Origin of the sequence: Micromonospora yangpuensis, from assembly GCF_900091615.1 — a bacterium.
In the GTDB taxonomy this organism is placed as follows: Bacteria; Actinomycetota; Actinomycetes; order Mycobacteriales; family Micromonosporaceae; genus Micromonospora; species Micromonospora yangpuensis.
In genome coordinates, this window is sequence record NZ_FMIA01000002.1 from 2,753,753 (window position 1) to 2,774,208 (window position 20,456).

The following is a 20,456-nucleotide window of genomic DNA, read 5'->3' on the forward strand; positions in this document are numbered from 1 at the left end:
CCCTACGCCGCTGCGGGATCTCCGGGCGGCGATGCCGGTCCGTCGGCCGGCGCCGCTACGGTGAGGGAGCCCCGGAGTGCAGAGCATCTGGACCCAGTTGGCCCTGGTCGGGGTCCTGGTCGTCATCAACGCGATCTTCGCGGGTAGCGAGATGGCGCTGGTCTCCCTGCGGGAGAGCCAGATCCAACGGCTGGAACGGGCCAGCCGGTCCGGACGGGTGCTGGCCAAGCTGGCCAAGGACCCCAACCGGTTCCTGGCCACCATCCAGATCGGCATCACCCTCGCCGGCTTCCTGGCCTCCGCCGCCGCGGCGGTCTCCCTGGCCCGACCGTTGGTGCCGCTGCTGGGCTTCCTCGGCGGCGCGGCCGAGCCGGCCGCCATCGTGTTGGTGACCCTGGCGCTCACCTTCGTCACCCTGGTCTTCGGTGAGCTGGCCCCCAAGCGGATCGCCCTGCAGATGCCCGAGCGGTGGGCCCTGCTGATCGCCCGCCCGCTGGACCTGCTGGCCAGCCTCACCCGGCCGGCGGTCTGGGCGCTCGGGGCCACCACCGACCTGGTGGTACGCCTGTTCGGCCTCAACCCCGACTCCCAGCGTGAGGAGATCAGCCCGGACGAACTGCGGGACATCGTCTCGGGCAACCACGGCTTCACCAAGGAGCAGCAGACGATCATCGCCGGCGCGGTGGAGATCGCCGACCGGCGGTTGCGTGCGGTGCTCGTACCCCGGTTGCAGGTCTTCTGCCTGGACAGCGGCACCACGGCGGAGGCGGCGCGGTTGGTGCTGGCCGCCTCCGGCCACTCCCGGGCGCCGGTGGTGCGCCACGGCGGTCTGGACGACACGGTCGGGGTGATCCACCTGCGGGACCTGGTGGGCCTGCCGGACGACCGGCCGATCGACGAACGGACCCGACCGCCGATGCTGCTGCCCGACTCGGTGCCGGTGGTCGACGCGCTGCGCCAGTTCAAGGCGGAGCGGCAGCACATGGCGCTGGTGGTGGACGAGCGTGGCGCGGTCGAGGGCATCGTCACCCTGGAGGACATCCTGGAGGAGATCGTCGGTGAGATCTACGACGAGACCGACCGGGACGTGCACAGCGTCCGGACCGAGCCCGACGGCACCCTGGTGCTGCCGGGCACCTTCCCGGTGCACGATCTGCGCGACGTGCGCATCGAGCTGCCCGGCCGCCCGGAGGGTGACTACACCACCATCGCCGGGCTGCTGCTGAACTGCCTGGGGCACATCCCCACCGCGCCGGGCGAGAACGTCACGATCGACGGCTGGGAGCTGACCGTCGCCGACATCGACCACCACGCGATCACCGAGGTCCGGGCCCGCCAGACGGCCGTCCGCCCCGGCTCCGACGCCGCCGATGCTGATGCCGCCGATTCCGATGCCGCCGATGCTGATGCCGCCGGTTCCGACGGCGGCACCGGCTCTGCCGCCGCCGGTTCTGCTGGCATCGAGTCCGACGACCCGGGCAACACCGCCACCTCGGATTCCGCCGACACCCCGCAGCGCCCGACCGCGGCTCGCGACACCGACGGTCCGGACCGGCTGGTGTCCACCGGGCCGGCCGGGGACTCCCCGTCGCGGCCGGCCCCAGACACCGCCTGCGGCTGACCGGTCCGGCACGCCGCGCCGACGGGTGGTACCCGGCGGCGGCACGACCGACCGGCCGGTCGATGGCCAGCGGTCAGGGGTGGCCGGCGTCGGCCGGCGGTCCGGTGGGGAACCAGGGCAGCGGCGGATCGAACCGCACCCGCTCCACCGGGTACTGGTGGGTGCTGCGGTTGATCAGGCGGGCCGTCATCCGGATCAGCCACGGGCCGGACGGATGGTGCTCGGCGCCGACCAGCCGGCCCGCCACCCGCCCGTACCAGTGTCCGGCCACGATCAGGTCGGTCAGCCGCAGCCGGCCCCGCGTGCCGTCGGCGCGTACCACCACGTCCACCACCCGACCGAGCCGCCGCCCGTCCGGGGCGTACGCGGTCCGGCCGAGCAGCTCACCCGCCCGCACGGTGCGCTCCCGGGATCCGGTCGATCAGGTGCCGGCGCAGCCACGTCTCCACCGGTGCGGCGGGCAGCCGGTCCGCCGGCACCCGCAGCCGCACCGCGCTGTCCACCCGCGCGACCAGCGGGTACGGGATCCGCAACGGCACCACCGGCGGATCGTCGACGAACCGGTTGGTCACCGCGACCAGGAGCCGGCCCGTCCGCCCGCCGATCCGCTGCCCGAGCGCCCCCTGTCCGGTGAGCAACGCCCCCACGTACGGCACCCCGTCGGTGTCCACGGCGAACTCCACGTCGTCGACCTTCCCGACGAGCAACCCGTCGACGTCCACGATCTGCCGGTCCAGCAACTGCCGGCCGAGCTGCACCCTCACCTCACTGTCCCATCCTCGTGCCGACGGCCAGCGGGATGGCGGCGATCGACGCCGCCACGATCACCACCATCACCACCGCGCCGAGCAGGTTCGTCCACCGACCGTTCACCCGCTCACCCAGGTACGTCCGGTCGTTGGCGACGATCAGGATCGGCAGGTACGTCATCGGCAGCGCCACCGCGCTGATGATCAGCATGTACTCGGTAAGCGTGATCGGGTCGATCGTGGTCATCAGCACCAGCACCCCGAGCAGCACGCTCACCAGCAGCACGCTGTGGAACCGGGCCGCCTGGTGCGGGCTGACCTGCTTGCCCCACTGCCAGCCGAAGTACTGCGCCGCCGCGTACGCCGCGGAGAGCCCGGTCTCCAACGCGGCACCGAAGGTGACCGCGAAGAACGCCAGCACCGCCCCGGCCAGGCCGACCACCCCGAAGGCGACGACCACCGGCTGCGCCACCTGGTCCAGCCCGGTCAGCGGGGTCCGGCCGGGGTGGTACAGCACCGCGGCGGTGGCGATCAGCGACAGGGCGAGGAAGGCGCCCACCGGGAAGCCGACCAGCGCACTGAACCGGGCGTCGGCCAGGTCACGCACGCTCCAGTTCTCCTCGACCCCACCGGAGGAGAAGAAGAACACCTCGTACGGGCTGACGGTCGAGGCGAACAGGGCCACCGCGATGAACCAGTAGGCACCCCAGCCCTGCCCGGCGACCTCGGGCACCAGTGCCTGCCGACCCAACGCGGCCCAGTCGGTGGGCAGCCGGGTCAGCGCCACCGCGAACACCACCAGGGCCAATCCGGCCAGGCCGAAGACCCGCTCCATCAGCTCGAACCGCATCCGCCACAGCACCAACCACACCGCCAGCGCGGCCACCGGCACCCAGAGCAGGTACGGCAGGCCCGAGGCCAGCTGCAGCACCAACGCCACCCCGCCGAGTTCGGCGGCCAACGTCAACACCGTGACCAGGTACGACGCCACCAGGTTGAGCAGCGCCACGCGTGGCCCGAGCCGTTCCCGGACCAGGTCGAAGACCGCCCGGCCGCTGACCGCCGCGATCCGTCCGGCCATCTCGGCGTACGCGCAGATGCCGATCACGCCGACCAGCAGCACCCAGGCGTGTCCCATCCCGAAGCGGGCCCCCGCCTGGCTCGCCGCGACCAGGTCGCCGATGTCGACGAAGCCGCCGACCGCGGAGAGGACACCGAGGGTGGTGGCGAGGAGTCTCCTCACCTCGGCGGCGGATCGGGCCTGGTCATCGCCGCGACGATAACCGGACGAAAGCCGCCATCGCGGGCAGAGCGGCGATCAACCGTCCGTTCGGTCAGCCACGGCGCGGCGGTGGGGTCAGGCCGGGGAGAGGTTCTGCAGCCGGACCTGGCCCCGGGCGACCAGTCGTGCCTCGCCGTCGGTGATCTCCACCTGCCACAACTGCTGACTACGCCCCCGGTGCACCGGAGTGCCCACCGCGGTCAACTCACCCTCGCGCACCGCCCGGAGGAAGTCGGTCTGGTTGGACACCCCGACCACCCGTCCGCGCTCGCCCCACCAGAGCGCCCCGCCCACGCTGGCCGCCGTCTCCACCACCGCGCAGTACACGCCGCCGTGCTGGATTCCGTGCGGTTGGTGCAGCTGCGGTCGTACCTGCCAGCGGATCACCACCCGTTCCGCGCCCACCTCGTGGAACTCCAGGCCCAGCAGGCTGGCCAGGCCGTCCGTCAGTTCCGGCATCTTCACCGGTTCCTCCCCGATCATGTCGTTCTCCTCCCCGGTCACCGCACCGGCCGAGCACGCGACGGCCAGGGTAGCCGGGCCCGATCCCGCCGAACCCGCTATGGCCCGTCCCGGTCGATGGGGGAGAATCGGTCCCCGTGACCGACAGCAGCCTTCCGCCGTCCGGGCGGGACTCCCTGACCGATGACCTGCGCTGGCGGGGCCTGATCCAGGACTCGACCGGCCCCGACGAGCTGCGCGACCTGCTCGACGGCGGGAGGGCCACCTTCTACGTGGGCTTCGACCCCACCGCGGCCAGCCTGCACGTCGGGCACCTCGTGCAGGTCGCCACGGCCCGTCGGCTCCAACTCGCCGGGCACCGGCCGTTGCTGCTCGTCGGCGGGGCGACCGGCCAGATCGGCGACCCGAAGGAGAGCGCCGAACGTACCCTCAACTCTCCCGAGGTGGTCGCGGGCTGGGTCGACCGGATCCGCGAGCAGCTCGCGCCGTTCGTGTCGTACCAGGGGGAGAACGCCGCGCAACTGGTCAACAACCTGGACTGGACCGGCGAGATGTCGGTGGTCGAGTTCCTCCGCGACGTCGGCAAGCACTTCCCGGTGAACAAGATGCTGGCCCGGGAGGTGGTCCGGGCCCGGCTGGAGAGCGGCATCAGCTTCACCGAGTTCAGCTACCAGCTGCTGCAGGCCAACGACTTCTTCGAGCTGCACCGTCGGCACGGCTGCCAGCTCCAGTTCGGTGGTTCCGACCAGTGGGGCAACATCACCGCCGGGGTGGACTACGTGCGCCGCCGCGGCGCCGGCCCGGTGCAGGCCTTCACCACGCCCCTGGTGACCCGGGCCGACGGCACCAAGTTCGGCAAGACCGAGGGCGGCGCGGTCTGGCTCGACCCGGAGATGACCAGCCCGTACGCCTTCTACCAGTTCTGGGTCAATGTCGACGACCGCGACGTGGCACGGTACCTGCGGTTCTTCAGCTTCCGGCCCCGGGCGGAGCTGGAGGAGTTGGAGAAGGCGACCGCGGAGCGTCCGGCGGCCCGCCAGGCACAGCGTGCGTTAGCCGAGGAGCTGACCACCCTGGTGCACGGTGCGCGGGAGACGGCCCAGGCGGTGGCGGCCAGCCAGGCGCTCTTCGGTCGGGGCAGCCTCGACGACCTGGCGCCCGAGACCCTACGGGCGGCGTTGGCCGAGGCCGGTCTGGTGCGCCTCGACGGGGCGTTGCCCGATGTCGCCGGGTTGCTCAAGGAGTCCGGGCTGGTGCCGAGCATGAAGGAGGCACGTCGGGTGATCGCCGAGGGTGGCGCGTACGTCAACAACAACCGGGTCGACGCGGTCGACGCGGCCGTCACTCCCGCCGACCTGCTGCACGGGCGATACCTGGTCCTGCGCCGGGGGAAGCGGTCGTTCGCCGGCGTCGAGCTGCGGAGCTGACCCGCGGTTCCCACCGACGGCCGGCGGTTGCGCCGCTGGTCGCCCGGGCGCGCTCCGGGTCGTTCGGCGCCACGGCCGGTGGTGCGGCGGCCGGTGGTGCGGCGGCAGCCCACCACCGGTGTGACGTGCGACGCGCTCGGCCGATTTGACGATCAAACCATCGGGCGCGTAACTTTCTCTCTGCCAGCGCGGAACGGACGAAACAGGGCAAACGCCCTGCAAGGCCGGAGCGGGGTGGCCACTTCCAGGTCGACGAGCGACTCGTCAGTCCTGATCCGGGCGGTGCTCTGAGGTCGACCACGGGGTCGATTTGGCGGAGCGCAGCCGACCGGGTAGAGTGGCCCGTCGGCAGGGAAACGGGCGAGCAGCGGGTAACCGTAGCGGCCGGCCTGCCAAAACCACGGGAGATCTATCCGGCGCAAGTCGGCCTGATCGTGGTGCCCGAAAAGATTGAAAGTGTGACAGACCAGGAAACACCGGTTTGACACGGCGGAAATCAGCGGGTAACGTAGTAAAAGTGCCCGGCGCGAGAGCGGTGGGGGCGAGCGAACGAAATACCCCAGGTGGGGCTCGGTGATGCCGGGTTTCTGGTTGGTGTGTGGTTGTTCTTTGAGAACTCAACAGGGTGCTTGATAAGCCAGTGCCAATTGTTTTATACCCCGGGCTGGCCGGTTTCGATCGGTTGGTTTCGGATTCCTTTGGCAACATGTTGTTTGTTGTCGGGGTTGATTTTTCGACAAGTTTTTGTTGGAGAGTTTGATCCTGGCTCAGGACGAACGCTGGCGGCGTGCTTAACACATGCAAGTCGAGCGGAAAGGCCCTTCGGGGTACTCGAGCGGCGAACGGGTGAGTAACACGTGAGCAACCTGCCCCAGGCTTTGGGATAACCCCGGGAAACCGGGGCTAATACCGAATATTACTGCTGATCGCATGGTTGGTGGTGGAAAGTTTTTCGGCTTGGGATGGGCTCGCGGCCTATCAGCTTGTTGGTGGGGTGATGGCCTACCAAGGCGACGACGGGTAGCCGGCCTGAGAGGGCGACCGGCCACACTGGGACTGAGACACGGCCCAGACTCCTACGGGAGGCAGCAGTGGGGAATATTGCACAATGGGCGGAAGCCTGATGCAGCGACGCCGCGTGAGGGATGACGGCCTTCGGGTTGTAAACCTCTTTCAGCAGGGACGAAGCGCAAGTGACGGTACCTGCAGAAGAAGCACCGGCCAACTACGTGCCAGCAGCCGCGGTAAGACGTAGGGTGCGAGCGTTGTCCGGATTTATTGGGCGTAAAGAGCTCGTAGGCGGCTTGTCGCGTCGACTGTGAAAACCCGCAGCTCAACTGCGGGCTTGCAGTCGATACGGGCAGGCTAGAGTTCGGTAGGGGAGACTGGAATTCCTGGTGTAGCGGTGAAATGCGCAGATATCAGGAGGAACACCGGTGGCGAAGGCGGGTCTCTGGGCCGATACTGACGCTGAGGAGCGAAAGCGTGGGGAGCGAACAGGATTAGATACCCTGGTAGTCCACGCTGTAAACGTTGGGCGCTAGGTGTGGGGGGCCTCTCCGGTTCTCTGTGCCGCAGCTAACGCATTAAGCGCCCCGCCTGGGGAGTACGGCCGCAAGGCTAAAACTCAAAGGAATTGACGGGGGCCCGCACAAGCGGCGGAGCATGCGGATTAATTCGATGCAACGCGAAGAACCTTACCTGGGTTTGACATGGCCGCAAAACCTCCAGAGATGGGGGGTCCTTCGGGGGCGGTCACAGGTGGTGCATGGCTGTCGTCAGCTCGTGTCGTGAGATGTTGGGTTAAGTCCCGCAACGAGCGCAACCCTCGTTCGATGTTGCCAGCGCGTTATGGCGGGGACTCATCGAAGACTGCCGGGGTCAACTCGGAGGAAGGTGGGGATGACGTCAAGTCATCATGCCCCTTATGTCCAGGGCTTCACGCATGCTACAATGGCCGGTACAATGGGCTGCGATACCGTGAGGTGGAGCGAATCCCAAAAAGCCGGTCTCAGTTCGGATCGGGGTCTGCAACTCGACCCCGTGAAGTCGGAGTCGCTAGTAATCGCAGATCAGCAACGCTGCGGTGAATACGTTCCCGGGCCTTGTACACACCGCCCGTCACGTCACGAAAGTCGGCAACACCCGAAGCCGGTGGCCCAACCCTTGTGGAGGGAGCCGTCGAAGGTGGGGCTGGCGATTGGGACGAAGTCGTAACAAGGTAGCCGTACCGGAAGGTGCGGCTGGATCACCTCCTTTCTAAGGAGCACCTTCCGACGAAAGTCGGTAAGGAGCCCGCACTGCCCGAATGTGGTGGTGGGGTGCTCGAATGGCGGAGACACTGGTGAGTTTTTCCTCGGCAACGGCCGATCATGCCTAGTACAGCCATCTTCGGGTGGTGGGAGCGGTGGTGGTTGGTGCGGCTGGGTAGAGGCGGAGAGCACCCTGTTGGGTCCTGAAGGAACAACTGCGTGATGTGGTTGTGGTCTTCAGTGCCATTGCGCCCCTGCGTGTGTGGGGGTGGTGGTTGCCAGGCATGGCCTGGCCTCGCATACCGGATCCTGGTGGGTTGCTGGTGTGGGGTTGGTGGGTTGTGGGTTGGTCGTTTGTTGAGAATTGCACAGTGGACGCGAGCATCTTTGTGGTCAAGTTGTCAAGGGCGAACGGTGGATGCCTTGGCACCAGGAGCCGATGAAGGACGTGGGAGGCCGCGATAGGCCTGGGGGAGCTGTCAACCAAGCTGTGATCCCAGGGTGTCCGAATGGGGAAACCTGGCATCAGTCATGTGATGTCACCCGCATCTGAATACATAGGGTGTGTGGGGGGAACGCGGGGAAGTGAAACATCTCAGTACCCGTAGGAAGAGAAAACAATTTAGTGATTCCGTGAGTAGTGGCGAGCGAAAGCGGATTGAGGCTAAACCGGTTGCGTGTGATACCTGTCAGGGGTTGCGTGGTCGGGGTTGTGGGACCCTGCTACACGAGCTGACACTCGTGTGAGGAGTGATAAAGCCAGTTGCTAGCTGAACAGTCTGGGAAGGCTGACCGTAGTCGGTGAGAGTCCGGTAGGTGAAAGTGGCTGGTCTTCTGTGGGTGTTCCCGAGTAGCGGCGGACTCCTGAAATCTGCCGTGAATCTGCCAGGACCACCTGGTAAGCCTAAATACTTCCTGGTGACCGATAGCGGACGAGTACCGTGAGGGAATGGTGAAAAGTACCCCGGGAGGGGAGTGAAATAGTACCTGAAACCGTTCGCCTACAATCCGTCGGAGCCTTTAGGGGTGACGGCGTGCCTTTTGAAGAATGAGCCTGCGAGTTAGTGGCATGTGGCGAGGTTAACCCGTGTGGGGGAGCCGTAGCGAAAGCGAGTCTGAATAGGGCGTTTGAGTCGCATGCTCTAGACCCGAAGCGGAGTGATCTAGCCATGGGCAGGCTGAAGCGTGGGTAAGACTACGTGGAGGGCCGAACCCACCAACGTTGAAAAGTTGGGGGATGACCTGTGGTTAGGGGTGAAAGGCCAATCAAACTCCGTGATAGCTGGTTCTCCCCGAAATGCATTTAGGTGCAGCGTCGTGTGTTTCTTGCCGGAGGTAGAGCACTGGATGGTCTAGGGGGCCCACAAGCTTACCGAAATCAGCCAAACTCCGAATGCCGGTAAGTGAGAGCGCGGCAGTGAGACTGCGGGGGATAAGCTTCGTAGTCGAGAGGGAAACAGCCCAGATCACCAGCTAAGGCCCCTAAGCGTGTGCTAAGTGGAAAAGGATGTGGGATCGCATAGACAACCAGGAGGTTGGCTTAGAAGCAGCCACCCTTTAAAGAGTGCGTAATAGCTCACTGGTCAAGTGGTTCCGCGCCGACAATGTAGCGGGGCTCAAGTACACCGCCGAAGCTGTGGCATTCACATTTTTACTTCGTCCCCGTCTTTGGGTGGGGGTGCAGGTGTGTGGATGGGTAGGGGAGCGTCGTGCCGGGGGTGAAGCAGCCGAGTGATCGAGTTGTGGACGCGGCACGAGTGAGAATGCAGGCATGAGTAGCGAAAGAAGGGTGAGAAACCCTTCCGCCGGATGACCAAGGGTTCCAGGGCCAGGCTAATCCGCCCTGGGTGAGTCGGGACCTAAGGCGAGGCCGAGAGGCGTAGTCGATGGACAACGGGTTGATATTCCCGTACCCGCGAAAGAGCGTCCCTGATGAACTTCGTTGTGCTAACCATCCGAACTGCTTGAGGCCTTCGGGTTGATGGTGGGGAGCGTGGGAACCTGGCGGGTAGTAGTCAAGCGATGGGGTGACGCAGGAAGGTAGCTGATCCCGGCCGGTGGTTGTGCCGGGGTAAGCGTGTAGGCCGTGCCATAGGCAAATCCGTGGCGCATGAGGCTGAGACGTGATGCCGAGCCGATTCAGGTGAAGTCAGTGATCCTATGCTGCCGAGAAAAGCCTCTAGCGAGTTCTTAGCGGCCCGTACCCCAAACCGACACAGGTGGTCAGGTAGAGAATACCGAGGCGATCGGGCGAACTGTGGTTAAGGAACTCGGCAAATTGCCCCCGTAACTTAGGGAGAAGGGGGGCCGGAGACGTGAAGCCCCGCGCGGGTGGAGCGTTGTATGGCCGCAGAGAGCAGGGGGAAGCGACTGTTTACTAAAAACACAGGTCCATGCGAAGAAGTAATTCGATGTATATGGACTGACGCCTGCCCGGTGCTGGAACGTTAAGGGGACCTGTTAGCTCTTCGGGGCGAAGCGGAGAACTTAAGCGCCAGTAAACGGCGGTGGTAACTATAACCATCCTAAGGTAGCGAAATTCCTTGTCGGGTAAGTTCCGACCTGCACGAATGGCGTAACGACTTCCCCACTGTCTCAACCACAGGCCCGGCGAAATTGCATTACGAGTAAAGATGCTCGTTACGCGCGGCAGGACGGAAAGACCCCGGGACCTTTACTATAGCTTGACATTGGTATCCGAATTAGCTTGTGTAGGATAGGTGGGAGCCGGTGAAGTCCATACGCCAGTATGGGTGGAGGCAATCTTGAAATACCACTCTGGTTGATTTGGGTATCTAACTTCGGGCCGTGATCCGGTTCAGGGACAGTGTCTGGTGGGTAGTTTAACTGGGGCGGTTGCCTCCTAAAGGGTAACGGAGGCGCCCAAAGGTTCCCTCAGCCTGGTTGGCAATCAGGTGTTGAGTGCAAGTGCACAAGGGAGCTTGACTGTGAGACTGACAGGTCGAGCAGGGACGAAAGTCGGGACTAGTGATCCGGCACTTGCGTGTGGAAGCGGTGTCGCTCAACGGATAAAAGGTACCCCGGGGATAACAGGCTGATCTTCCCCAAGAGTCCATATCGACGGGATGGTTTGGCACCTCGATGTCGGCTCGTCGCATCCTGGGGCTGTAGCAGGTCCCAAGGGTTGGGCTGTTCGCCCATTAAAGCGGTACGCGAGCTGGGTTTAGAACGTCGTGAGACAGTTCGGTCCCTATCCGCCGTGCGCGTAGGATACTTGAGAAGGGCTGTCCCTAGTACGAGAGGACCGGGACGGACGAACCTCTGGTGTGCCAGTTGTCCCGCCAGGGGCACGGCTGGTTAGCTACGTTCGGAAGGGATAACCGCTGAAAGCATCTAAGCGGGAAGCTCGCTTCAAGATGAGGTATCCCATCCACCTTTGGTGGAGTAAGGCCCCCAGCTAGACGACTGGGTTGATAGGCCGGAAATGTAAGCTCGGTAACGGGTTGAGTTGACCGGTACTAATAGGCCGAGGACTTGACTACGAAGCTGCTACGCGTCCACTGTGCAACTCTTGACAAACGAACGACATCACCGTGTGTGGGTGTTGTTTGATATGTCGATAGGGTTACGGCGGTCATGGCGGAAGGGAAACGCCCGGTTACATTCCGAACCCGGAAGCTAAGCCTTCCAGCGCCGATGGTACTGCACTCGGGAGGGTGTGGGAGAGTAGGACACCGCCGGACATTCTTACAGTCGAGGGCCGCCCCATATGGGTCGGCCCTCGACTGCGTGGCGCCGTTGTGGCGCAATGAGGAAGGAATTACCTGTGAGTTCAGGACCGCAGGGCGGAGATCGTCCCCGACGTCACGAAGACCGCACCGATCGCCCGCACCGAACCGACGGAGCCCGGCGCGACGACCGCCCCCCGTACCGGGGTGGCCGCGACGACCGCAGTGGACACGCGGGTCGAGGTGACGGTGGATACCGCAGCGACGATCGCGGCCAGAGCAGCTTCCGTCGGGACAGCGGTCCCTCCCGGGACGGTGGTTTCCGGGCCGGCCGCCCGGACAGCCCGCGTGGGGGGTCCCACGAGGGCGGGTTCCGGCGTGACGCCGGCTCCACCCGGGACGGTGGATACCGCGGCGCGGAGCGTGGTAGCGGTGACCGCGATGGCGGTTTCCGCAGCGGGGACCGCCGTGAAGGAGGCTTCCGGGACGATCGACGTGGCGGTGGGTTCCGCGACGAGCGGCGTGAGGGCTCCGCCTCCCGGGGCGGCGACCGGTCGTCCGCTGGCGGCTACCGGCCTGCCGAGCAACGCGGCTTCCGGGATGGCGACCGCCGTACCGGCGGCGACCGCGAGGGTGGCTACCGAGGTGGCCCACGTCGTGACGCTGGCGCCGGAGGTGACCGCCGTGAGGGTGGTTTCCGTAGCGCGGACCGCGATGGCGGTTTCCGCGGCGGTGACCGCCGTGAGGGCGGTTTCCGGGGCGGTGACCGCCGTGAGGGCGGTGACCGCCGTGAAGGTGGTTTCCGCGGTGCGGACCGCGATGCTGGTTTCCGGGGCGGTGACCGGCGTGAGGGCGGTTTCCGGGGCGGTGACCGGGACGGTGGTTTCCGTGGTGGTGACCGGCGTGAGGGCGGTTTCCGGCGGGACGACCGGGACGGCGGTGCCCGTGGTGCCGACCGGCGCGACGAAGGCCCCCGGGGCGAGCGGCGTGAGGGCGGCTTCCGCGGCGGGGACCGCCGGGACAGCGGTTTCCGTCCCGACCAGCGTCGGGACGACCGCGACGGTGGCTCCCGGGGCGGCGACCGCCGCGAGGGCGGCTCCCGGGGCGGCGACCGCCGCGAGGGCGGCTTCCGTGGGGGCGACCGCGACGGTGGTTTCCGTGGTGGGGACCGGGACGGCGGTGCCCGTGGTGGTGACCGCCGCGAGGGCGGCTTCCGTGGTGGGGACCGCGACGGTGGTTTCCGTGGTGGTGACCGCCGCGAGGGCGGCTTCCGTGGGGGCGACCGGGACGGTGGTTTCCGTGGTGGGGAACGGCGTGAGGGCGGTTTCCGACGGGACGACCGGGACGGCGGTGCCCGGGGTGGTGAGCGCCGTGATGCCGGGCACTCCGGGCCGCGGCGCGATGGTGGCGAGCGGCGCGGCGGTGGTTACCGGGGTGACCAGGAGCGGCCCCGGTTCGACCGGGCGTCCGACGACCGGGGCGGCTATCGGCCGCGCCGGGACGAGCGACCGACGTCCGACGACCGGCGCCGCGAGGGCGGGGCGGCGACCTACCCGGACCGTCGGGACAACCGACGGGACGACCAGGCCGACCGGGTGCAGTCCCCGGCGCTGCCGGACGACATCGTGGCGAGCGACCTCGACACCGCGGTCCGGGCCGAGCTGCTCTCGCTGGCCAAGCCGGTGGCGGAGACCGTGGCGCGGCACCTGGTCGCGACCGGGCAGCTGATCGACGAGGATCCGGCCGAGGCGTTGGCCCACGCGGTTGCCGCACGCCGGCTGGCCGCGCGGATCTCCGCGGTCCGGGAGGCGGTCGGGTTGGCCGCGTACCACGCTGGCGAGTGGCAGACGGCGATCGCCGATCTGCGTACGTTCCACCGGATGACCGGGTCGCAGAGTCACCTCGCGGTGATCGCCGACTGCGAGCGGGCGCTGGGTCGGCCGGAACGGGCCATCGACCTGTTCCGTGGTGCCGACCGAGACGCGCTCGACCGGGCTGTCGCCGTCGAGCTGCTGATCGTGGCTGCGGGGGCGCGGGGCGACCTGGGCCAGAAGGACGCGGCGGTGGCGATGCTCCAGGTCCGGGAGCTGACCAGTGAGTCCACCGAGGCGTGGACGGCCCGCCTGCGGTACGCCTACGCCGACGCGCTGCTTGCCGTGGACCGTCGGGAAGAGGCCCGGGAGTGGTTCTCGCGGGCGGCCGACGCGGACCTCGACGGGGAGACCGACGCTGCCGAACGGCTGCTCGAACTCGACGGCGTGGTGATCGAGGGTGACGAGGAGGAGGAAGCCGCAGTCGAGCAGGACGTGGCTACCGGTCCGGGTGCCCCGGGCGGTGTGCCGGCCGTGGCCGAGGACCGTACCGTCGACGACGGCGCGGCTGACGCGGACCTCGGGCTTGAGGACGCGGCTGAGGCGGACGCGGCCGCCGTGGCGGACTCGGCGGCAGTGGCGGACTCGGCGGCCGAGGACACGGGTGTCGACGGTGCCACCGGGGCCGACCGCACCACCGGGGCCGACGCCTCGGAGCGGGACGGTGCCGAGCCGGTGCGGCGGGACGGGGCTGCTGGTTCGTCGGCGGACCAGCGGTGAACGCGGCCCCCACCGGCCCGCTGGTGGACGGGTACCAACTGGTCGCCTTCGACCTGGACGGGGTCGTCTACCTCATCGACCGGCCGATTCCCGGCGCGGTGGAGGCGATCGGTCGCCTGCACGCCGGGGGCCGGTCGGTGGCCTACGTGACGAACAACGCCTCGCGGCGTTCCTCGGACGTGGCGCAGCTGCTGACCGGGATGGGCGTACCGGCCCGGCCGGAGGAGGTGCTCACCTCCGCCGGCGCGGCCGCCGAGCTGCTTCGGGACCGGCTGCCCGCCGGTTCCGCCGTGCTGGTCGTCGGGGCCGAGGCGTTGCGCGCCGAGGTCAGCGCGGTCGGGCTCAAGCCGGTCACCACCGCCGACGAGTCGCCGGTGGCGGTGGTGCAGGGGTACGGGCCGCTGGTGGGCTGGGCCGACCTCGCCGAGGCGTCGATCGCGGTCCGTGCCGGTGCGCTCTGGATCGCCACCAACACCGACCGGACCCTGCCCAGCGGTCGCGGACCGTTACCCGGCAACGGTTCACTGGTGGCTGTCCTGCGTACCGCGTTGGATCGGGAGCCCGACGTGGTGGTGGGCAAGCCGGAACCGGCGCTGTTCGCCACCGCCGCCCGGCGCGCCGACGGCGGTCGTACGCTGGTCGTCGGTGACCGGTTGGACACCGACATCGAGGGCGCCGTGCGAGCCGGACTGGACAGTCTGCTCGTGCTGACCGGTGTCAGTGACGTGCCGGAGCTGCTCACGGCCGGGCCGCAGCGTCGTCCCACGTACGTCTGCTTCGACCTGGCCGGGCTCTCCGACCCGGCGGCCGTGGTCCGGGTCGGCGGCGGGCCCGCCGGTGACCGGTCGGCGGACGCCCCGTCGGTGGGTAGCGGTTGGACGGTGTCGGTCGCCGACGGTGTGCTGGAACTGACCGGTTCGGGACGTCCGCTGGATGCCGTGCCGGCACTCTGCGCGGCGGCCTGGTCCCGCGGGCCGGAGGCGGCCGGGTCCACTCCGACCGCGCCCCGGGTCCGGGCCGGCTCGGCGGAGGCGGAGGCGGCACTACGGGCCCTGGGCCTGTCCGTCTGAGCGTCGGGTCGGGTCCGGTCCCGACAAGGGACGTGTCGGCGGCGGCCACCGGAAGGGCGATCCTCCCGGTGGCCGCCGCCGCTTGTTCGTCCGGCGCGGCCGGTCCCCGCTTCAGAGCAGCTTGCGGAGCTTCATCAGGTCGAACGGGTTGGCCTTGATGGAGATCCGACGCGCGGCCAGCGCCTTCGCGATGTCGAGCTGACCACGCACCAGAGCCACCAGGTCGTCGCTGGTGGCGTTCAGGGCGATCTTCGCCTTCGGGTCGTCGCCGTCGGCCAGGTCGACCAGCTGGCCGCCGGTGAGCCGGCCGTGGAAGGCGGTACCGAGGTCGGTGACCCGGCACGCCAACGTCCGGTCCAGGTCGACCCGTTCCCGCACGCTGGCGGCATTGCTTGCCAACCGGGCGGACAACTCCTGCAACGCCTGCCGGCACTCGTCCACGCTGGCCACCATCGTCTCCTCACCGCACGCCACGCCGTTTCCCGGCACCGTACCGCACGGGAGGTCAACCGGTGCCCGGTAGCGTGGCACCTGCACACCCACCCCCGCGGAAGGACTCAGGCATGCAGGACGCGTGGCGCGCCTACCTCGAGTTGGCCATGGGCCTGACGGAGGCGCCGCGGAAGAGGGCCCAGGACGTCGTACGGCGGGTGGTCGGCTCGGGTGGGGCGACCGCCGGTCAGCTGCAGGTACTCGCCGAGGAACTGGTCTCCACCGGGATGGCCAACCGGGAGGCGCTGACCAAACTGGTCCGGTTCGAGGTGGACCGGGCGCTGGGCGCGGTCGGGTTGGCCACCGCCGACGAGGTCGCCGAGTTGACCCGCCGGGTGCACGAGTTGGAGCAGCAGCTTCGCCAGGCCCGGGCCGGATCGCCCCTGCCCGCAACGTCGGCATCGGCTGCCTCCGCGTCCGCTGAGCCGGCTGCCGACGGTGGTGCGGCGATCCGCGCGATGGCCGCGGCACCGGCCGGCCCGCCGATGACGAACCGCGCCGTGGCGAAGAAGACGGTGGCGAAGAAGCCGGTCGTCGAGCCGGCCGACGCCGGGCAGCCGGCGACCGAGCCGGCTGTTGCCCGACGGCCGGTGGCGAAGAAGGCCGTGGCCCGGAAGGCGACGACGAAGGCCGTGGTCAGGAAGGACCCGGCGGCGTCGACACCGGTGCCGCACCCCGACGACGTGACCGGGCCGGCCCGGCCGACGCCGGGCCGTACCCCGCCGCCCGGCGGTGCGGCATGACGACCACGGATCCCCGTCGGAGCCGGCGGTGAGCGGCCCGCGCCCCGGCCCCCCGCCGGGCCCCCGCCCCGGACCGGGCCCTGCCGGTCGCCCCGGGCCGGTCCCTGGTCCGCCCCGCGGCGGTGGCGTGGGAGGGGGCGCGTCGGGGCCACGTCCCGGCCCGCCGAGCGCTCCCGGTGGCCACCCGGCCGGTCCGGCCGAGGTGGACGGGAGCGACGAGGTCCGGCACCCGGCGGTGGACGCCGCGGTCCGGGCGATGGCGAACGCCGCCGAACTCTCCCCGGCGGACCAGATAGCCCAGTACGAGGCGGCGTACCAGACGCTGCGGGAGACCCTCGCCAGCATCGACCAGGCCTGAGGAGGCCCGACAACCGTGGCACGTCGTAACCGGCTGGACGCCGAACTTGTCCGCCGAGGTCTGGCCCGGTCCCGGGAACAGGCCACCGAACTGGTGGTGGCCGGCCGGGTCCAGGTGCGCGGGGTGGTGGCCCGCAAGGCCGCCGCCCTTGTCGATCCCGCCGACGCGGTGCTGGTCACCGGCGCGGACCCGGGTTCCGAGTACGTCTCCCGGGGCGGTCACAAGCTCGCCGGCGCGCTCGCCGCCTTCGAGGGGCTGCGGGTGTCCGGTCGGCGTTGCCTGGACGCCGGGGCGTCGACCGGCGGCTTCACCGACGTGCTGCTGCGTGCCGGTGCGGCCGAGGTGGTCGCGGTCGACGTGGGTTACGGCCAGTTGGCCTGGTCGTTGCGGACCGACGACCGGGTACGCGTACACGAGCGGACAAACGTCCGGAGCCTGGCCCCGGAGCTGATCGGTGGCCCGGTCGACCTCACCGTGGCGGACCTGTCGTTCATCTCGCTGCGGCTGGTGCTGCCGGCCCTGGCCGGGTGCAGCCGGCCCGACGGTGACCTGGCCCTGATGGTGAAACCCCAGTTCGAGGTGGGCAAGGAGCGGGTCGGCGCGGGTGGGGTGGTCCGTGATCCGCAGCTGCGCGCCGAGGCGGTGCTCGACGTGGCCGCCGCGGCGGCCGGCCTGGGCCTGGGGCTGGCCGGTGTGGCGGCGAGCCCGCTACCGGGCCCCAGCGGCAACGTCGAGTTCTTCGTATGGTTACGCCGGGACGCGCCACCGGCCGATCCGGCACGGGTACGTTCCGTGGTGGCCGCCGGTCCGGCGGGTCCGGTCCGTTCCGGCGCGTTGCCGGACCCGACTGCCGAGGAGGTGGCAGGGTGAACCCGCCGACGCCCGAGGTCCGTACCGCGCTGCTGGTGACCCACACCGGTCGTCGCCGCAGCACCGAGCACGCCCGGGCGGTGGCCGCGGACCTGATCTCGGCCGGCTTCGAGGTGCGGGTGGTGGCCGAGGAGGCCGACGACCTGGACCTGCCCGGTGTGGTGCCGGTGGCCGGGCCGGAGGCCGCCGAGGGCGCCGAGATCGTGTTCGCGCTCGGCGGGGACGGCACCTTCCTGCGCGCCGCCGAGCTGGCCCGGCCGGCCAAGGTTCCGTTGCTCGGCATCAACCTGGGCAAGGTCGGCTTCCTGGCCGAGGCGGAGATCGACGACCTGGACGTCGCGGTACGGGACGTGGTCGGGCGCAACTACACGGTGGACGAGCGGCTCACCCTCGACATCACCGCCGAGTTCGACGGCGGACCGACAATCGAGTCGTGGGCGCTCAACGAGATCAGTGTGGAGAAGGGCGAGCGGGCCCAGATGCTGGAGCTCCTCGTCGACGTCGACGGCCGCCCGTTGTCTCGGTACGGCTGCGACGGGGTGGTCTGCGCGACACCCACCGGTTCCACCGCGTACGCGTTCTCCGGCGGTGGGCCGGTGGTCTGGCCGGAGGTGGAGGCGCTGCTGCTGGTGCCGATCAGCGCGCACGCGTTGTTCAGCCGGCCGTTGGTGACCGCACCCACCTCCACCTTCGTGATCACCGTCGACCCGTTCACCACCCTGGCGGTGCTCTCCTGCGACGGCCGGCGGGTCTACGACCTGCCGCCGGGCGCGCGGGTCACGGTGCGGCGGGGGGCGCTGCCGGTGCGGGTCGTCCGGTTGCGCGACCGCCCGTTCACCGACCGGCTGGTGGCGAAGTTCGGGTTGCCCGTGCACGGGTGGCGCGGCAGCCGCCGCTGAGTCCGGCCGGCGGCGCACCGGTCCGCGCCGGTCGGGCTGACCGCCCGTCGCCGCGCTGACCAGCGGTGCGGCCCGACCGCGGACCGTCGGCGACCGACGGCGCGCCGGTGGTGTGCGTCGTGCCGGCTGGTCAACTGTCGGGCACCGCGTCTACTGTCGGGTGCTGTGCTGGAAGAGCTGCGGATCACCGGACTGGGCGTCATCGAGGACACCACGCTGCCCCTGGCCGACGGGATGAACGTCATCACCGGTGAGACCGGTGCCGGCAAGACGATGGTGGTGACCGGTCTCGGGCTGCTCTTCGGCGGCCGGGCCGACGCCGGTCGGGTCCGGGCCCAGCCGGGCAAGGCGGTGGTGGAGGGGCGGCTGCGGCTGCGCGGCCGGGTGGCCGACGGGGTGCACGCCCGGATCAGTGACGCCGGTGGTGAACCGGACGACGACGGGGCGCTGCTGCTGAGCCGTACGGTCACCGTGGAGGGTCGGTCCCGGGCGTACCTGGGGGGCCGGAGCATGCCGGTGGCGATGCTCGGTGAGGTGGGCGAGCAGGTGGTGGCCGTGCACGGCCAGTCCGACCAGCTGCGCCTGCTGCGTCCGGCCGAGCAGCGGGCCGCGCTGGACCGGTTCGCCGGCCCGGAGCACGAGAAGCTGCTGGAGGCGCTGCGGGAGGCGTACACCGGGTGGCGGCGGGTGGTCGACGACCTGGCCGACCGGCGGCGTAACGCCCGGGCGCGGCACCAGGAGGCGGACCTGCTGCGGCTCGGGCTGGACGAGATCACCCGGGTCGATCCGCAGCCGGGTGAGGACGACGAGCTGAAGGCGGAGGCGCGGCGGCTGGAGCACGCCGAGGGGCTGCGGACGGCGGCGCAGCTGGCGTACCAGTGTGTCGCCGGGGCGGGGGAGCCGGCCGACGAGACCCCGGACGCCACCGCGTTGCTGGGCACCGCCCGGCGGACGCTGGAGGCGCAGGCCGGCACGGACGCGTCCCTGGGTGACCTGGCGGCGCGGCTGGAGGAGGCGGCGACCCTGGTCGGGGACGTCTCCGCCGAGTTGTCGGCCTATCTGGCGGTGCTGGACGCCGATCCGGCCCGGTTGCAGGTGATCCACGAGCGGCGGGCGGCGCTGCGGGCGTTGACCCGCAAGTACGCCGACGACGTCGACGGGGTGGTGGCGTGGGCCGAACGGGCCCGGGCCCGGCTGTCCGAGCTGGACACCTCCGACGAGCTCTTCGACGAGCTGGAGCGGGAGGCGGCCCGGTCGGCCGCCGAGGTCGCCGAGTTGGCCGGGCGGGCCTCGACGTCGCGTCGGGAGGCCGCGGGTCGGTTCGCCGAGCAGGTCACCGTGGAGCTGGCCGGGCTGGCCATGCCGCACGCCCGGATCGAGGTGGCGGTGCTGCCCCGGCCGGTGGGCCGCAGCGAGCCGACGCTGTCGGTGAACGGCGCCGAGGTGGGGGTGGGTCCGGACGGCGGCGACGAGGTAGAGCTGCGGTTGCTGGCCCACCCGGGGGCGCCGGCGTTGCCCCTGCAGCGGGGTGCCTCCGGTGGTGAGCTGTCCCGGGTGATGCTCGCCATCGAGGTGGTCTTCGCCGGTTCCGGTGGGCCGCCCACGCTGGTCTTCGACGAGGTGGACGCCGGGGTCGGCGGTCAGGCGGCGGTGGAGATCGGCCGTCGGCTGGCCCGGTTGGCCCGTAGTCACCAGGTGCTGGTGGTGACCCACCTGCCGCAGGTGGCCGCCTTCGCCGACCGGCACCTGGTGGTGGCCAAGGACACCGGTGGGGCGGTGACCACCAGCGGAGTGCGGGTGGTGGAGGACACCGCGCGGGCCCGTGAGCTGGCCCGGATGCTCGCCGGCCTGCCGGACTCGGATCTGGGTATCGCCCACGCCGAGGAGTTGCTGGCGGTGGCGACCCGGGAGCGCCGTTCCTGACCGGGTTTGTGAGCGCAAGCACACCGGC

General features: G+C 69.5%; 14 protein-coding genes, 3 rRNA genes and 1 pseudogene. 12 read left to right on the forward strand and 6 right to left on the reverse strand.

All coding sequences use genetic code 11. From position 1 onward, the window contains the following. Nucleotides 1–76 precede the first annotated feature (76 nt). Nucleotides 77–1,423: pseudogene (locus GA0070617_RS12600) on the forward strand (hemolysin family protein); the annotation flags it as partial. A gap of 271 nt (nt 1,424–1,694) precedes the next feature. Here the strand turns inward: GA0070617_RS12600 and GA0070617_RS12605 are convergent. From GA0070617_RS12605 to GA0070617_RS12620, 4 genes are all read right to left on the reverse strand, one after another. Beyond that, the gene (locus GA0070617_RS12605) at nt 1,695–2,018 is read right to left on the reverse strand and encodes a hypothetical protein (RefSeq protein WP_091436700.1); all 324 of its coding nucleotides are present in this window, start codon (nt 2,016–2,018) and stop codon (nt 1,695–1,697) included. Continuing rightward, the gene (locus GA0070617_RS12610) at nt 2,005–2,385 is read right to left on the reverse strand and encodes a hypothetical protein (protein ID WP_091436702.1); all 381 of its coding nucleotides are present in this window, start codon (nt 2,383–2,385) and stop codon (nt 2,005–2,007) included. The genes GA0070617_RS12605 and GA0070617_RS12610 overlap by 14 nt, the downstream gene beginning before the upstream one ends. A 1-nt stretch (nt 2,386) precedes the next feature. Beyond that, complete coding sequence (locus tag GA0070617_RS12615; protein WP_091436705.1) at nt 2,387–3,613, reverse strand: NRAMP family divalent metal transporter; 1,227 nt, start codon at nt 3,611–3,613, stop codon at nt 2,387–2,389. Between the two features lie 114 nt (nt 3,614–3,727). Further along, the gene (locus GA0070617_RS12620; protein WP_091446318.1) at nt 3,728–4,135 is read right to left on the reverse strand and encodes a PaaI family thioesterase; all 408 of its coding nucleotides are present in this window, start codon (nt 4,133–4,135) and stop codon (nt 3,728–3,730) included. 116 nt (nt 4,136–4,251) lie between these two features. On the opposite strand from GA0070617_RS12620, the gene tyrS reads away from it, so the two are divergent. The 4 genes from tyrS to rrf all read left to right on the forward strand — a co-directional run bounded on the left by tyrS (nt 4,252) and on the right by rrf (nt 11,497). Continuing rightward, nucleotides 4,252–5,541: a tyrosine--tRNA ligase gene (tyrS, locus tag GA0070617_RS12625; protein WP_091436708.1), complete on the forward strand. Its 1,290-nt coding sequence runs from the start codon at nt 4,252–4,254 to the stop codon at nt 5,539–5,541. A 744-nt stretch (nt 5,542–6,285) separates the two neighbouring features. After that, a 16S ribosomal RNA gene (locus tag GA0070617_RS12630) occupies nt 6,286–7,800 on the forward strand. A 384-nt stretch (nt 7,801–8,184) separates the two neighbouring features. Next, nucleotides 8,185–11,296, forward strand: a 23S ribosomal RNA gene (locus GA0070617_RS12635). A gap of 84 nt (nt 11,297–11,380) precedes the next feature. Then, nucleotides 11,381–11,497 (forward strand): 5S ribosomal RNA (gene rrf, locus GA0070617_RS12640). Together the 16S, 23S and 5S rRNA genes form the textbook arrangement of a ribosomal RNA operon. A gap of 89 nt (nt 11,498–11,586) precedes the next feature. On the opposite strand, the gene GA0070617_RS12645 is transcribed toward rrf, so the two are convergent. Then, on the reverse strand, nt 11,587–12,867 hold the full coding sequence (locus GA0070617_RS12645; protein WP_091436711.1) for a hypothetical protein: 1,281 nt from the start codon (nt 12,865–12,867) through the stop codon (nt 11,587–11,589). A 309-nt stretch (nt 12,868–13,176) separates the two neighbouring features. Between GA0070617_RS12645 and GA0070617_RS12650 the strand changes: the two genes are divergently transcribed. Both GA0070617_RS12650 and GA0070617_RS12655 read left to right on the forward strand, forming a co-directional pair. Next, nucleotides 13,177–14,073 (forward strand): tetratricopeptide repeat protein, encoded by an 897-nt coding sequence (locus GA0070617_RS12650; protein WP_229688662.1) that lies wholly within the window; start codon nt 13,177–13,179, stop codon nt 14,071–14,073. Continuing rightward, nucleotides 14,070–15,143, forward strand: coding sequence for an HAD-IIA family hydrolase (locus tag GA0070617_RS12655; RefSeq protein ID WP_091436713.1), 1,074 nt, complete (start codon nt 14,070–14,072; stop codon nt 15,141–15,143). The genes GA0070617_RS12650 and GA0070617_RS12655 overlap by 4 nt, the downstream gene beginning before the upstream one ends. Before the next feature lie 111 nt (nt 15,144–15,254). On the opposite strand, the gene GA0070617_RS12660 is transcribed toward GA0070617_RS12655, so the two are convergent. Further along, the gene (locus GA0070617_RS12660; RefSeq protein ID WP_091446320.1) at nt 15,255–15,593 is read right to left on the reverse strand and encodes an SCP2 sterol-binding domain-containing protein; all 339 of its coding nucleotides are present in this window, start codon (nt 15,591–15,593) and stop codon (nt 15,255–15,257) included. A 113-nt stretch (nt 15,594–15,706) separates the two neighbouring features. On the opposite strand from GA0070617_RS12660, the gene GA0070617_RS12665 reads away from it, so the two are divergent. From GA0070617_RS12665 to recN, 5 genes are all read left to right on the forward strand, one after another. Then, nucleotides 15,707–16,378 carry a hypothetical protein gene (locus GA0070617_RS12665; protein ID WP_091436715.1) on the forward strand — a complete coding sequence of 224 codons (672 nt, stop codon included), beginning with the start codon at nt 15,707–15,709 and terminating at the stop codon, nt 16,376–16,378. A 28-nt stretch (nt 16,379–16,406) separates the two neighbouring features. Next, entirely contained in the window at nt 16,407–16,736 is a 330-nt protein-coding gene (locus tag GA0070617_RS12670; protein ID WP_373868443.1) for a hypothetical protein, read from the forward strand. A gap of 15 nt (nt 16,737–16,751) precedes the next feature. Continuing rightward, nucleotides 16,752–17,606, forward strand: a complete 855-nt coding sequence (locus tag GA0070617_RS12675; protein WP_091436722.1) for a TlyA family RNA methyltransferase — start codon at nt 16,752–16,754, stop codon at nt 17,604–17,606. Then, nucleotides 17,603–18,505, forward strand: coding sequence for an NAD kinase (locus tag GA0070617_RS12680; RefSeq protein WP_091436725.1), 903 nt, complete (start codon nt 17,603–17,605; stop codon nt 18,503–18,505). Before GA0070617_RS12675 ends, GA0070617_RS12680 begins: the two co-directional genes overlap by 4 nt. 165 nt (nt 18,506–18,670) lie before the next feature. Further along, nucleotides 18,671–20,428: a DNA repair protein RecN gene (recN, locus tag GA0070617_RS12685; protein ID WP_091436728.1), complete on the forward strand. Its 1,758-nt coding sequence runs from the start codon at nt 18,671–18,673 to the stop codon at nt 20,426–20,428. Nucleotides 20,429–20,456 lie beyond the last annotated feature (28 nt).

Excerpts from the sequence above, each read along its gene's own strand:
- GA0070617_RS12665 (WP_091436715.1), top strand. The coding sequence starts at position 15,707 with ATGCAGGACGCGTGGCGCGCCTACCTCGAGTTGGCCATGGGCCTGACG.
- GA0070617_RS12620 (WP_091446318.1), bottom strand. The coding sequence starts at position 4,135 with ATGATCGGGGAGGAACCGGTGAAGATGCCGGAACTGACGGACGGCCTG.